Below are 12881 nucleotides of genomic sequence, written 5' to 3' on the forward strand. Positions count from 1 at the left end.
CGTGTCCGCGCAGGAAGCACGCAGGGAGCGCGGCTCGGCCACCGTCGAGCTGGCGGTTGTCGCGCCCGGCCTGCTGATGATCATCGCGTTGCTGGTGCTGGGCGGCCGGGTCACCATCGCCGGTGGCTCGGTCGAGCACGCCGCCGCCGAGGCCGCGCGCACCGCGTCCATCGCCCGCACCGAGAGCGACGCGCTGCTGCAGGGCCGCAACGCCGCCGAGGCGTCGCTGCAGCGGCAGGACCTCCAGTGCGTCGGCGGGCCATCCGTCCAGATCGACACCAGCCAGTTCAGCCGCCCGCCGGGTGAGCCGGCCACGGTGTCGGCCACGGTCACCTGCCGGGTCCAGCTGTCCGACCTCGCCATCCCCGGGCTGCCCGGCTCGCGGGAGATCACCGAGACGGTCGACAGCCCGCTCGACACCTACCGGATGCGCCGATGACGGCCCGGGCGCTGCGCTCCGACCGCGAACAGGGCGCCGTCGCGATCTTCGCGGTGGTCATCGTCATGGCGTTGTTCCTGGCCATCGGACTGGTCGTCGACGGCGGCGGCAAGATCCGGGCCATGCAGCGGGCCAATGCCGTCGCCGCCGAGGCCGCACGTACGGCGGCGCAGGCGGTCATCATCGACGGCGACGGCGCGGGCCACCCGACCATCGACTTCGCCCGGGCCTGCACCGCCGCCAGTAGCTACGTCACGGCGGCGGGCGGCCAGCCCACCGACTGCCGCCGCGTCAACGACACCACGGTGCAGGTCGACACCGCCATCACCTACGACAACGTCTTCCTGTCCCTGATCGGGCAGCCGACGTCCCAGGCCACTGGCAGCGCGCAGGCCCGCCTCGCGCGCGGAGTCGGTACGGAACAGTGAGGAGTACCCCCGTGCCTCGAACCCATCGAACCGCCCGCCCCCGGCGTAGGACCGCATCGGTCCTGCGTGGTCTGGGAGCGTTGGTCGTCATCGTCGCGGTCCTGGTCGGCATCCCGCTCGCACTGGTCGCCGTCGCCGGCAACCCCTTCCCCGGCTCCGTGCCCAGCTGGGACGACGTCACGTCCGCGCTCACCGAGCCCGACGACGGGTCGCTGTTCCTGCAGGCGCTGGTCGTGATCGGCTGGCTGGGCTGGCTCACCTTCGCCGCCGGCCTGCTGGTCGAGATCCCGGCCGCGCTGAGCGGCCGCAAGGCGCCACGGCTGCCCGTCCTGCGGGTCCAGCAGCGCGCCGCCGCCGGCCTGGTCGCCGCCGTCGCCGCCGTGTTCGTCGTCGGGCCGGTCGGGGTGGCCACGGCCGCCGAGCCGGTGCAGCCGCCCGCGCAGCAGCCGGCCCCGGCCACGACGACGCCGACGCCGGCCGCGTCCGAGGTGACGACGGCCGAGGCGGCTCCCGCGGCGGCCGCCCAGCCGGCCACGGTGCAGCGCACGCACACCGTCCAGCGCGGCGAGTCGCTGTGGCGCATCGCCGAGCAAGAGCTGGGCGACGGCGCGCGCTGGCCCGAGATCGCCGAGCTCAACTACGGAGCTCCGCAGCCCGGCGGCCGCGTGCTCGACAACACGCACTGGATCGATCCCGGCTGGCAGCTGCTGCTGCCGCCCGAGCCCGCACCGTCCGCCGTCCCGGTCGCCGATACCGGCGCCACCACGCACGTCGTGGCCGAGGGCGACACACTGTGGGGCATCGCCGAGCAGCGGCTGGGCGACGGCGCGCGCTATCCCGAACTGGTCGAGGCGTCCCGCGACACCGTCCAGCCCGACGGCGGCCGGCTCACCGACCCCGACCTCATCCGGCCGGGCTGGACCATCACCGTCCCGGGCGCCGCGGGAACGCCGCCGGTGGTCGGCGACCCGGTGTCGCGCGAGCCGGTCGAGCCGCCGGCCGAAGAGCCGGTCCAGCCGCCCGCTCCGGAGCAGCCCCAGGAGGAGGCACCGGTCGAGGAGGCACCCGCCGAGGAGCAGCCGCCGGCCGAGGAGCCGGTGCAACCGCCGGCCGCCGAGCAGCCCGACGACGCCGAACTGGGCGACTCCGCGACCCAGGCCGTCGGCGACGGCGTCGACCTGCCGATCCGCACCGCCACCGGCGTCGGCGCCCTGCTGGCCGCCGGGGTGCTGGCCTTCCTCGCCGCCCGGCGCCGGTCCCAGCAGCGACGACGCGAGCCCGGCGAGCGCATCGCCATGCCCGTCGGCGCGGCCGCCGAGACCGAGCGCGAGCTGCGCGGCGTCGCCGACCCGATGAGCGTCGAGGTGGTCGACGTCGCGCTGCGCGGGCTGGCCGCCGACTGCGCCCAGCGCGGGGTGTCGCTGCCGCCGCTGCGCATCGCGCGGCTCACGTCCGAGCAGTTCGAGCTGTACCTCGCCGACGAGGCCGTGCTGCCGCCGCCGTTCGTCGCGACCGAGCAGGCGCACGTGTGGCTGCTGCCGGCCGCCGCCGGACGCGCCTTCGATGCCGCCGAGCTGCGCGACGTGCCGGCGCCGTACCCGAGCCTGGTCACCGTCGGGCACGGCCCCGAGGACGGCCACCTGCTGCTCGACCTCGAGCGGCTCGGCACCCTCGCCGTCGTCGGCGACCGCGAGGCGTCCCGCGAGGTGCTGGCCGCGCTCGCCGTCGAGCTGGCCACCAGCCCGTGGGCCGACGACCTCCAGGTCACGCTGGTCGGCACCTGCCCCGAACTGGCCAGCGGCCTCGACACCGGCCGCATCCGCTACCTGCCGACGGTCGGCAGCCTGCTCACCGAGCTGAGCACGCGGGCCCGGCACGACCGCGTGGCGATGGCCGAGTCGGGCGCCTACTCCCTCGACGACGCGCGCGCCCGCGGGGTCGCCGTCGCCGCGTGGACGCCCGAGATCGTGCTGCTCGGCGAGCCGCTCGGGCCCGACCAGGACACCCAGCTGGCCGAGCTGGTGCAGTCACTGCCCCGGGTCGCCGTCGCGGCCGTCACCAGCGGCCACGGCGCCGTGGGGCAGTGGTCTCTGGAGCTGGCCGCCGGCGAGGCCGACGCTGCCGTCCTGCAGCCGGTGGGCGTCGACGTCCAGCCGCAGCGGCTCGACCACCACCAGTACCGCCAGATCCTGGAGCTGCTGGGCGTCACCACGCAGCCGGCCCGGCCGTGGATCGACGCCGGTGGCCGACCGGCCGACGAGCCCGAGCCGGGCGACGTCGGTCCCGGCCTGCTGGAGAGCCTCGAGGCCGACTTCGACCGCCTGGCCGCGCCCGAGCCGGCGTCCGAGCCGGTGGACGACGAGCCGCCCGCGACGCCCGTCGCAGACCTCGCGGCCGGGAGCCCCGCCCCGGCTCCGGTGCCGGGCGACGGGCCCACCGTCCTGCTGCTCGGGCCGGTCGAGGTCGACGACGCCGGAGGGCCGGTCGAGCAGTCCAAGTACCGCCAGCTCACCGAGATCGCCGCGTTCATCGCGCTGCATCCCGGCCTCGGGCACGCCGCGCTCGACGACGCCATGTGGCCGGGCAGCCGCGTCACCCAGAACACCCGCAACACCGCCATCTCCAAGCTTCGCCGCTGGTTCGGCCGCGACACCCACGGCGACGACTACCTGCCGCGGGTCGACACCGGGTACAGGTTCCACCCCGGCGTCACCACCGACTGGGACGAGTGGCGCCAACTGGTCGGCGACGACCCCGCGCTGGCCGGCACCCAGCAGCTGGTCGCGGCGCTGGACCTGGTCCGCGGCCAGCCGTTCACCGGCGTCAACCCGCGCCGCTACGGCTGGGCCGAGCACCTCAAGCAGGAGATGATCGCGGCCATCGTCGACACCGCGCACGAGCTGGCCCAGCGCGCCCTCCGCGGCGGCGACGCCCACCTCGCCCGCAAGGCGTCGACCATCGGCCTGCAGGTCGAGCCCGGCATGGAGCTGCTGTGGCGCGACCGCATCAAGGCCGAGCACCTGGCCGGCAACCGGCTCGGCATCGACGACGCCATCGCCCGCATGACCGCCATCAGCGCCGACCTCGGCGACGACCTCGAGGTCGCCACCGTCCGGTTGATCGCCGAGCTGACCAGCCCCGCGCCGGAACACACCGGCGTGCCGGAACGCCTCTAACGACTGCGCACCAGCGCCTGGATCTCGCCGACCGGGACGACGGTGCCGTTCCAGGGGCTCTCCAGGGTGTCGGGCACGCCCGGCAGGCTCACCTCGACGCCGCCCATGGTGAAGATGACGTCGTAGACGAGGCGGGCCTGCGCGGCGAAAGCAGGGCGGCCGTCGAGATCCTGGGCGGTCTGCTCGTGCGACATCTCCAGGTAGACGTGCTCGCAGGCGTTCGAGCGCAGGTCGGGGTCGCAGTCGAAGGTGTCGGACCCGTCGCCGGGGTCGATCTCGACGTGGCTGAGCGTGCCGGTGGCCTGCAGCGGGCCGGCCACGCTGCCGATGATGTCGCCGTCGCCGAGGCCGTCGAGCAGGTAGCGGGTGTCGGCGCCGACGTAGGTCATGCCGGCCGGGCGGAAGGTCATGGTGAACGCCGGCGTCTCCAGCCGGCCCAGCGCCTGCCAGCCGAGGCCGGGAATGGAGCCCTCGTAGGGCTTGACCCAGCGCCATCGTCTCTCGATCTCCTGCTGACCGGGCACGCGGCACTCGACGAACGTGAAGATGTGCTCCGGGCTGGGCCGGGTCTCCTCCGGCGGCCACTCGTCCTCGGGCAGTGGCGACGGGATGTCGGCCCGGCAGGCCTTCGTGCCGAGGCAGAACTCGTCGTACGGCTCCTCGGTGAGGTCGCAGCGCGGGCCGTTGGTGCCGGAGTCGCCGTCCTCGCCGCTGTCGTCCTCGTCGGGGTCGGGACAGATGTTGACGTACTCGAAGACACCCGGGCTGACCTCGATGAAGACGTAGCAGGGGTCGTTGGCGGGGTCGACGCCGCGCACGCCGGCCGCCTGGCCGGGTGCGATGCTGCCGAGCAGGCCGACCAGCAGGACGGCGACGGCCGTCAGGACCTGGGACACGCGTCGGGGGGTCAGCATGTGATGGTCCCTCCAGGTTCGATCGCTTCGCCGATGAGCCACGAACCGCCGGCCTCGACGACCTCGTACACCACGGGATGCGGCGTCAACTGCTCCTCGGCCGGCGGGATGGCCTCGCCACTGGTGAGCTGCGGGGTCCACGCGGACTCGTCCATGCAGGCGCTGACGACCCCGGACCGGTCGACGACCTGGACGTTGACATCGCTGATGACTGGCTCGCCGACCCGGACGATGCCTTGGTCGGCATAGCGCGACGCGATGCCGGCGTTGAACTCGACCGTCTCGTCGGTGGCCAGGCCCTCGAACAGCGCGGCGGGATCGTCGGCCGCGCCGCTCTGCGCCTCGACGACCGCACCGATGAACCGTTCGAAGACCGTTCGGATCTGCTCTTCTGCCTGCGCGGCAGCGTCTTGCGTGACGGTGGCCGTGGGCGTGGGGGACGCGGGATCGCCGGTGCCGTCGTCGCCGCTGCATGCGACCACGACTGCGAAGCTCACCAAGCCGACCGTGAAGCGCCAGCCCGTCCGGGGAAACGAGCCGCTCATGCAGGGACAATAGCGATCAAGACATGACAGCGGCAACAGGAACGGCATGAACGGCCGGTGTCGTTTCCGCTGGCTGCGCCGGAAATCCGGATGGACCACAGGGCGGTTGCGACCGCCCGCTGTGGGTAGAATCGGCGCGAGCTGTGGCGGAGGGTTGTGCGGGTTCCACGTGAAACGGGAACCGACGGAGCTGGTACGTCGTACAGCCCGATGTCAGAACCTCGGCCAGGGAAGGACCACCCCCGGATGACCTCGCTTCGCTACCAGTTGGGCGACACCGGTCCGGCGATCGCGGAGATCCGCTCCAAGCTCACGCAGCTCGGACGCCTCGACGACACCGCACCCGGCCCCAGCACGTTCGACGAGGACGTCGCCCAGGCGGTGCGGCAGTTCCAGCAGGAGCGCGGCCTCACGGCGACGGGCGTCGTCGACGCCACGACGTACCGCGTGCTCGACGAAGCGCGCTGGCGGCTCGGCGACCGCCTGCTGTCCTACGTGGTGGGCAACCCGCAGGCCGGCGACGACGTCATCGCGCTGCAGCGGCGGCTGTCCGAGCTGGGCTTCGACGTCGGCCGGGTCGACGGCGTGTTCGGTTCGCGCACCGGCGACGCCCTGCGCGAGTTCCAGCGCAACATCGGCCTGCCCGCCGACGGTACCTGCGGTCCCAGCACGTTCAAGGCGCTCGGCCGGCTGGCGCCCATCGTCACCGGCGGACGGCCCGAGAGCCTGCGCGCCGTCGAGGCGCTGCGCCAGGCCGGGAAGCGGCTGCCGGGCAAGGTCGTCGTCATCGACCCTGGTCACGGCGGTCCCGACCGCGGCCACCGCGGCAACGGTCTCGACGAGGCCGCCGTCGTCGAGGACCTCGCGGCCCGCATCGAGGGCCGGCTGACGGCCACCGGCGTCCAGACGTACCTCACCAGGGGCCCGGGCTCCGACGCGTCGCCGTCCGAAGCCGAGCGGGCGACGTTCGCCAACGACTCCGGCGCCAACCTGCTGGTCTCGCTGCACGTCGACGCCCACCCGAACCGCGACGCCGCCGGCGTCGCCACCTACTTCTACGGCAGCCGCGAGCCGGGCACCGCCAGCGCCATCGGCGAGCAGTTCGCCGGCCTGGTGCAGCGCGAGATCGTCGCCCGCACCGACCTCGTCGACTGCCGGGCGCACCCGAAGACGTGGGACCTGCTGCGGCACACCCGCATGGCCGCCGTCCGGGTCGAGCTGGGCTACATCACCAACGACGGCGACGCCGCCCGGCTGGCCGACCCCGATTTCCGCGACGTCGTGGCCGAGGCCGTCGTGGTCGCCATCCAGCGGGTGTATCTGCCGTCGGGCGAGGACGCCGCCACCGGCGCGCTGCGCTTCCACGACCTCGCCACGGGGTGACACGCCGGCTCACCCTGCGGAATTGGATTCGCGTCCCCGCGCCGCGATGAGGCACAGTTGACCCTGTCTGTGTCGGTCCTGTCCCGGGAGGTGTGTGCGTGAGCCAGCAGTCCAGCCCGAACCGGAAGACCACCGACGCAGCAGCCGCCACCGGCTCACGTCTCGACTCATACGTCGACCGCTACGCCACCCGCACGCACGGCATGACCGCCTCCGAGGTGCGGTCACTGTTCGCGGTGGCCTCACGGCCCGAGGTGGTGTCGCTGGCCGGCGGCATGCCGAACATCTCCGGGCTGCCGCTCGACGTCGTCGGCTCGCTGGTCAGCGATCTCGTCACCAAACGGGGCATGACGGCGCTGCAGTACGGCTCCGGCCAGGGCGATCCCACGCTGCGCGAGCAGATCTGCGACGTCATGCGTCCGGTCGGCATCGTGGCACACCCCGACGACGTCACCGTCACGGTCGGGTCGCAGCAGGCGCTCGACCTCGTCACCCGCATCTTCATCGATCCCGGCGACGTCATCCTGGCCGAGGCGCCGTCCTACGTGGGCGCGCTGGGGACGTTCCGCTCCTACCAGGCGTCGGTCGTGCACGTCGAGATGGACGACCACGGCCTGGTGCCCGAGCGGCTGAGCGCGGCCATCGACGCCGTCCAGGCCGCCGGCAAGCGCATCAAGTTCCTGTACACCATCCCGAGCTACCACAACCCGGCCGGCATCACGATGACGGCGGCACGGCGCACCGAGGTGCTCGAGATCTGCCGCCGGGCCGACGTCCTCATCATCGAGGACGACCCCTACGGCCTGCTCGGCTTCGACGGCGAGGTGCCGCGCGCCATCCGGGCCGACGACGCCGAACGGGTCGTCTACCTGGGCTCCTTCTCGAAGACGTTCGCGCCGGGGCTGCGCGTCGGCTGGGCGCTCGCGCCGCACGCCGTCCGCGAGAAGCTGGTGCTCGCGGCCGAGAACAGCGTGCTCTGCCCGCCGGCGTTCAGCCAGCTCACGGTGTCCGAGTACCTCGCCGGCCACGACTGGATGGCGCAGGTCAAGGACTTCCGCGAGACCTACCGCGAGCGCCGCGACGCCATGCTCGAGGCGCTCGACGACCTCATGCCGGCCGGCGCGCACTGGACCCAGCCGTCCGGCGGGTTCTACGTGTGGCTGACCCTGCCCGACGGCATCGACGCCAAGGCCATGCTGCCGCGCGCCGTCACCAACCGGGTCGCCTATGTGCCCGGCACCGCGTTCTTTGCCGACGGTTTCGGCTCGCGTTCCATGCGGCTGTCGTACTGTTACCCGACGCCCGAACGCATCCGCGAGGGCGTGCGCCGGCTGGCGCAGGTCATCGAGCAGGAGATGGAACTGCGCGCCACGTTCGGGGCCTGGAGTGCCGCACAGCGGCCCGGCCTCGACGCACCGGCGCCAGACCAGAGTTGAGGGGTTTCGTTCCAGTATGAGCGATCTGGGCCGCGTTCTCGTTCTCGCCGGCGGTCTCTCGCACGAGCGCGACGTGTCACTGCGTTCGGGCCGGCGGGTGGCCGAGGCGTTGCGTGAGGTGGGCCTCGACGTCGAGCAGCGCGACGCCGACGCCGACCTCCTCGCGTCGTTGCGCCACGACGCGCCCGACGTCGTCTTCCCGCTGCTGCATGGCGTGTCCGGCGAGGACGGCGCCATTCAGGAGGTGCTGTCGCTGGCCGGGCTGCCCTACGTCGGCTCGGCGCCGACGGCCTGCCGGCTGGCCTTCGACAAGCCGGTGGCCAAGGCCATCGTGCGGCGGGCCGGCATCGCCACGCCAGTGTCGGCGGTGCTGTCGCAGTCGACGTTCCGCGAGCTGGGCGCCGGCGTACTGCTCGACGCGCTGGTGGCCCGGCTCGGGTTGCCGCTGGTCGTGAAGCCGGCGCGCGGCGGCTCGGCGCTGGGCACCACGGTGGTGCGATCGGCCGGTGAGCTGCCCGCTGCCATGGTCGAGTGCTTCGCGTACGGCGAGCGGGCGCTGATCGAGCGGTGGATCGACGGCACCGAGGTCGCCGTGCCCGTGCTCGACACCGGCGACGGCCCGCAGGCGCTGCCCGCGGTCGAGATCGTCCCCGAGTCCGGCACCTACGACTACCACGCCCGGTACACGGCCGGTGCCACGGAGTTCTTCGTGCCGGCCCGCCTCGACGACGCCGCGGCGACCGCCGTGGCCGAGGTGGCGGTGGCGGCGCACCAGACGCTCGGGCTCAGCGACCTGTCCCGCACCGACCTCATCGTCGACCACGACGGCGTGCCGTGGCTGCTGGACGTCAACGTCGCGCCGGGCATGACGGAGACGTCGCTGCTGCCGCAGTCGGTGCAGGCTGCCGGGCTCGACCTCGGCGTGCTGGCGCGAGAGTTGCTGGCCGTGGCGGTCGACCGGCATCTGCGCGACGCTGGCTGACGCTCTGGCGTTCCGACCGGTGGGTAGGGACGCCGTCTCCGCCCGCCTCGCTCGGACGCCCGCAGCCGACCCCTGACGGCGTCTCCACCCACCGACCTGGCTGGTCTGTCGGCCTGCGGCCTGCTATTCGGGCTCGTTGGCTTCGCGCAGCTGCTTGGCCATGCGCGGGTCGATGGTACCCACGATGCGTTCGAGGTCGTCGATGCTGGCGAATTCGATGGTGACCTTGCCCTTGGACCGGCCGAGGTCGACCTTCACGCGAGTATCCAGCCGCTCGGAGAGTGCCGCCGCGATGTCGCCCAGCCGCGGCGCCACCGGACGGGAATTGCGCCGAGCCCGCGTTTTGGGCGTCTCGGCATCGTCCAGCGACACGATCTCCTCGACGGAGCGGACGCTGAGGCCCTCGGCGACGATCCGCTGCGCCAGCCGTTCCTGAGCGGCGCCGTCACCGAGGCCGAGCAGCGCCCGGGCGTGGCCGGCGGACAGGATGCCGGCGGCGACCCGGCGCTGCACCAGGGGCGGCAGCTTCAGCAGCCGCAACGTGTTGGAGATCTGCGGCCGGCTGCGCTTGATCCGCACCGCGAGCTCGTCGTGCGTGCAGCCGAAGTCGTCGAGCAACTGCTGGTAGGCGGCCGCCTCCTCCAGCGGGTTCAGCTGGCTGCGGTGCAGGTTCTCCAGCAGCGCGTCGCGCAGCATGTCGTCGTCGCGCGTGGTGCGGACGATGGCCGGGATGGTCGGGAAGCCGGCCTCCTTGGTCGCCCGCCACCGCCGCTCGCCCATCACCAGCTCGTAGCGGCCGGACTCCAACAGCCGGACGACGATCGGCTGCAGCAGGCCGACCTCCTGGATGGACGACACCAGCTCAGCCAGCGCGTCCTCGTCGAAGACCTGCCGCGGCTGCCGGATGTTCGGCACGATCGCGTCGACCGGGATCTCGGCGAAGGTGGCGCCGTCGACCGGCAGCAACTCGTTGTCGTCCGTCGCCGTTTCACGTGAAACGTGCGCCGCCGAGCCGTTGGGCGCCGGGCTGCCGCCCAGGACGAAGGCGTCGACCGGTGACTTGCGCAGCGCATCGCCGCTCGCCGGCTCCCCCGTCGGGATGAGGGCGCCGAGACCGCGCCCCAACCCCCGCCTCTTCTCAGCCATGTGTCGTCTCCCCATGTGTACTGCCCGATGCTCCCCGCTCAGCGATCTCGCGCGCGGCTTCCAGATACGACAGCGCGCCACTGGAGGCGGCGTCGTACGTCATCACGGTCTGGCCGTAGCTCGGCGCCTCACTGATGCGCACCGAGCGCGGGATCGCCGTCTTCAGCACGGTGTCGCCGAAGTGCCGGCGGACCTCGTCCGCCACCTGCGCGGCCAGTCGCGTGCGGCCGTCATACATGGTGAGCAGGATCGTCGAGACCGCGAGGTCGCGGTTGAGGTGGGCCCGCACCATGTCGATGTTCTTGAGCAGCTGGCTCAGACCCTCGAGGGCGTAGTACTCGCACTGGATCGGGATCAGCACCTCGTCGCCACCGACGAGCGCGTTGACGGTGAGCAGGCCCAGCGACGGCGGGCAGTCGATGAAGACGTAGTCGTACTCGACGCCCGGCGTCTGCAGATGCTGGTCGATCGACTTCCGCATGCGCGACTCGCGCGCCACCATCGACACCAGTTCGATCTCCGCGCCGGCGAGGTCGATGGTGGCCGGCACGCACCACAGCCCGTCGATCTCCTCGACCTTCTGCACGACGTCGCTGATCGGGGTCTCCTCGATCATGACGTCGTAGATGCTGGGGATCTCCGCGTGGTGGTCGATGCCCAGGGCGGTCGACGCGTTGCCCTGCGGGTCGAGGTCGATCACCAGGACGCGCAGGCCGCTGACCGCGAGCGCCGCGGCGAGATTCACCGTGGTGGTGGTCTTGCCGACCCCGCCCTTCTGGTTCGCGACGACCATGATGCGCGTCTGGTCGGGCTTCGGCATCGGCGCTGTGCGCCGGCCCACCGCCATCAGCGCGACGGCGGCCTCACGGGCGATAGGGGTGTCCAGGTCGGCCAGCGAACCGGACATCGCGAAGTCCGCGAGGTCGGCCGTCGAACGTACGTGGGTGCTCGCGGCCGGTTCGGCCGGTCGGTCGCCCGCATTCACCGAAATCTCACGCTCCAGGTTCGACGGTCCGCCCGTCGGATCAATGGTCCCACTGATGAGCGGCCAGCCGTTGGGCGACCGCCGTTCCCCCGTAGCGCTCTCGATTGCGACGACCCCACCGGCTACGGGCCATCCCAGGCCCGCCACGACGGTGGCATCGGTCATCTCTTCGTCCTCCGTTGTCGTGCACCGTGCTTCGGCGCCGTCCCCGTTCGTCCGGCGACCACGACCGCGACCCGCGTGGCCGGGTCGACCACGCCTGCGCCGACTTCTTCAACTCTCCACGATGCCGCGCCCATTCTCGCCAATGACGCGGCGGAATCACGCAACTCTTCGGAAACCGACTGCCCCTTGAGCGCCAGGAGCACCCCGCCGGGGCGCAGCAGCGGCAGCGTCCAGCCCGCCAGCCGGTCCATCGGCGCGACCGCGCGGGCCGTCACCACGTCGAACCGGGCCTCCGGCCGGACGTCCTCGGCCCGCGACCGAAGGACGGTCACACCATCGAGCCCGAGCGCCTCGACCGTCTCGGCGAGGAACTCGCTGCGCCGCAGCAGCGGCTCGATCAGGACCACCTCGAGATCGGGCCGGGCGATCGCCAGGGGTATACCCGGCAGGCCCGCGCCGGAACCCACGTCCGCGACGGTCCGCCCGTCGTCGACCAGGTCCGCGACGACGGCCGAGTTCATGATGTGCCGGTCCCAGATCCGCGGGACCTCACGCGGCCCCAGCAGGCCCCGTTCGATGCCGGGGCCGGCGAGCCGTGCGGCATACGCCGCCGCCAGCTCCAGCCGGTCCCCGAACACGACGGAGGCCGAGTCCGGCACGGCGAGAACGTCGTCCAAGACTCGGCCTCCTGAGAATGTCAGCGATGTGGTTTCACGTGAAACGTGGACCACTAACCGGGCATCACCACGACGTAGCGCCGGGGCTCCTCACCCTCGGACTCGCTGCGCAGCCCCGCCTCGGCGACCGCGTCGTGGACGACCTTCCGCTCGAACGGCGACATGGCGCCCAACGACTCGGGCTCGCCCGACGTGCGGACCGCCTCGATGACCCGCTTGGCGAGATCCAGCACCTCGGCCCGCCGGTTGGCCCGGAAGCCGCCGACGTCCAGCATCAGCCGGCTGCGCTCGCCGGTCTCGCGTACCACGGCCAGCCGCGTCAGCTCCTGCAACGCCTCGAGCACCTTGCCGTTGTCGCCCACCAGGGGGTCGAGACCGTCACCGACGATCGAGACGACCGCACGGTCGCCCTCGACGTCCATGTCGATGTCGCCGTCCAGATCGGCGATGTCGAGCAGTTCCTCCAGGTAGTCCGCCGCGATGTCGCCCTCGTGCTCGAGCCGCTTCGCCAGCGGCTCACCGGCCTCGCTCTCTCGTTCCTGCGCCGCATCGAGTTCCGTGCCAGCGTCGCTCACCGTCGACTCCTTCTACGTTCGTTGTGGGGC

The 12881-nt window shown here is 72.5% G+C and carries 12 protein-coding genes; 6 read left to right on the top strand and 6 right to left on the bottom strand.

Going from position 1 to position 12881, the window contains the following annotated elements; genetic code table 11:
* The first annotated feature begins 1 nt into the window (after position 1).
* The 3 genes from ACW62_RS08645 to ACW62_RS08655 all read left to right on the top strand — a co-directional run bounded on the left by ACW62_RS08645 (position 2) and on the right by ACW62_RS08655 (position 4043).
* Complete coding sequence (locus ACW62_RS08645) at positions 2-439, top strand: TadE family protein (protein WP_053203709.1); 438 nt, start codon at positions 2-4, stop codon at positions 437-439.
* Positions 436-867 carry a pilus assembly protein TadG-related protein gene (locus ACW62_RS08650; RefSeq protein WP_053203710.1) on the top strand — a complete coding sequence of 144 codons (432 nt, stop codon included), beginning with the start codon at positions 436-438 and terminating at the stop codon, positions 865-867. Before ACW62_RS08645 ends, ACW62_RS08650 begins: the two co-directional genes overlap by 4 nt.
* Before the next feature lie 80 nt (positions 868-947).
* The gene (locus ACW62_RS08655) at positions 948-4043 is read left to right on the top strand and encodes a LysM peptidoglycan-binding domain-containing protein (RefSeq protein ID WP_053203711.1); all 3096 of its coding nucleotides are present in this window, start codon (positions 948-950) and stop codon (positions 4041-4043) included.
* On the opposite strand, the gene ACW62_RS08660 is transcribed toward ACW62_RS08655, so the two are convergent.
* Positions 4040-4957 (bottom strand): hypothetical protein, encoded by a 918-nt coding sequence (locus ACW62_RS08660; RefSeq protein WP_053203712.1) that lies wholly within the window; start codon positions 4955-4957, stop codon positions 4040-4042. The genes ACW62_RS08655 and ACW62_RS08660 overlap by 4 nt on opposite strands.
* Positions 4951-5550: a hypothetical protein gene (locus ACW62_RS08665; protein WP_157574547.1), complete on the bottom strand. Its 600-nt coding sequence runs from the start codon at positions 5548-5550 to the stop codon at positions 4951-4953. The genes ACW62_RS08660 and ACW62_RS08665 overlap by 7 nt, the downstream gene beginning before the upstream one ends.
* A gap of 198 nt (positions 5551-5748) precedes the next feature.
* On the opposite strand from ACW62_RS08665, the gene ACW62_RS08670 reads away from it, so the two are divergent.
* The 3 genes from ACW62_RS08670 (at position 5749) to ACW62_RS08680 (ending at position 9303) form a co-directional block, all read left to right on the top strand.
* Positions 5749-6885: an N-acetylmuramoyl-L-alanine amidase gene (locus tag ACW62_RS08670; RefSeq protein ID WP_053203714.1), complete on the top strand. Its 1137-nt coding sequence runs from the start codon at positions 5749-5751 to the stop codon at positions 6883-6885.
* A gap of 98 nt (positions 6886-6983) precedes the next feature.
* The gene (locus ACW62_RS08675; RefSeq protein WP_053204014.1) at positions 6984-8321 is read left to right on the top strand and encodes an aminotransferase-like domain-containing protein; all 1338 of its coding nucleotides are present in this window, start codon (positions 6984-6986) and stop codon (positions 8319-8321) included.
* Positions 8322-8337: 16 nt separating this feature from the next.
* Positions 8338-9303, top strand: a complete 966-nt coding sequence (locus ACW62_RS08680; RefSeq protein ID WP_053203715.1) for a D-alanine--D-alanine ligase family protein — start codon at positions 8338-8340, stop codon at positions 9301-9303.
* A 123-nt stretch (positions 9304-9426) separates the two neighbouring features.
* Here ACW62_RS08680 and ACW62_RS08685 read toward each other — a convergent pair whose 3' ends face one another.
* The 4 genes from ACW62_RS08685 to ACW62_RS08700 all read right to left on the bottom strand — a co-directional run bounded on the left by ACW62_RS08685 (position 9427) and on the right by ACW62_RS08700 (position 12851).
* Positions 9427-10449 (bottom strand): ParB/RepB/Spo0J family partition protein, encoded by a 1023-nt coding sequence (locus tag ACW62_RS08685; RefSeq protein ID WP_053203716.1) that lies wholly within the window; start codon positions 10447-10449, stop codon positions 9427-9429.
* Complete coding sequence (locus ACW62_RS08690) at positions 10442-11356, bottom strand: ParA family protein (protein ID WP_053204015.1); 915 nt, start codon at positions 11354-11356, stop codon at positions 10442-10444. Before ACW62_RS08690 ends, ACW62_RS08685 begins: the two co-directional genes overlap by 8 nt.
* A gap of 239 nt (positions 11357-11595) precedes the next feature.
* Entirely contained in the window at positions 11596-12276 is a 681-nt protein-coding gene (rsmG, locus tag ACW62_RS08695) for a 16S rRNA (guanine(527)-N(7))-methyltransferase RsmG (protein WP_053203717.1), read from the bottom strand.
* Positions 12277-12329: 53 nt separating this feature from the next.
* On the bottom strand, positions 12330-12851 hold the full coding sequence (locus ACW62_RS08700; protein WP_053203718.1) for a Jag family protein: 522 nt from the start codon (positions 12849-12851) through the stop codon (positions 12330-12332).
* Positions 12852-12881: the final 30 nt, after the last annotated feature.

It is taken from the genome of Jiangella muralis (assembly GCF_001270745.1).
Taxonomy (GTDB): domain Bacteria; phylum Actinomycetota; class Actinomycetes; order Jiangellales; family Jiangellaceae; genus Jiangella; species Jiangella muralis.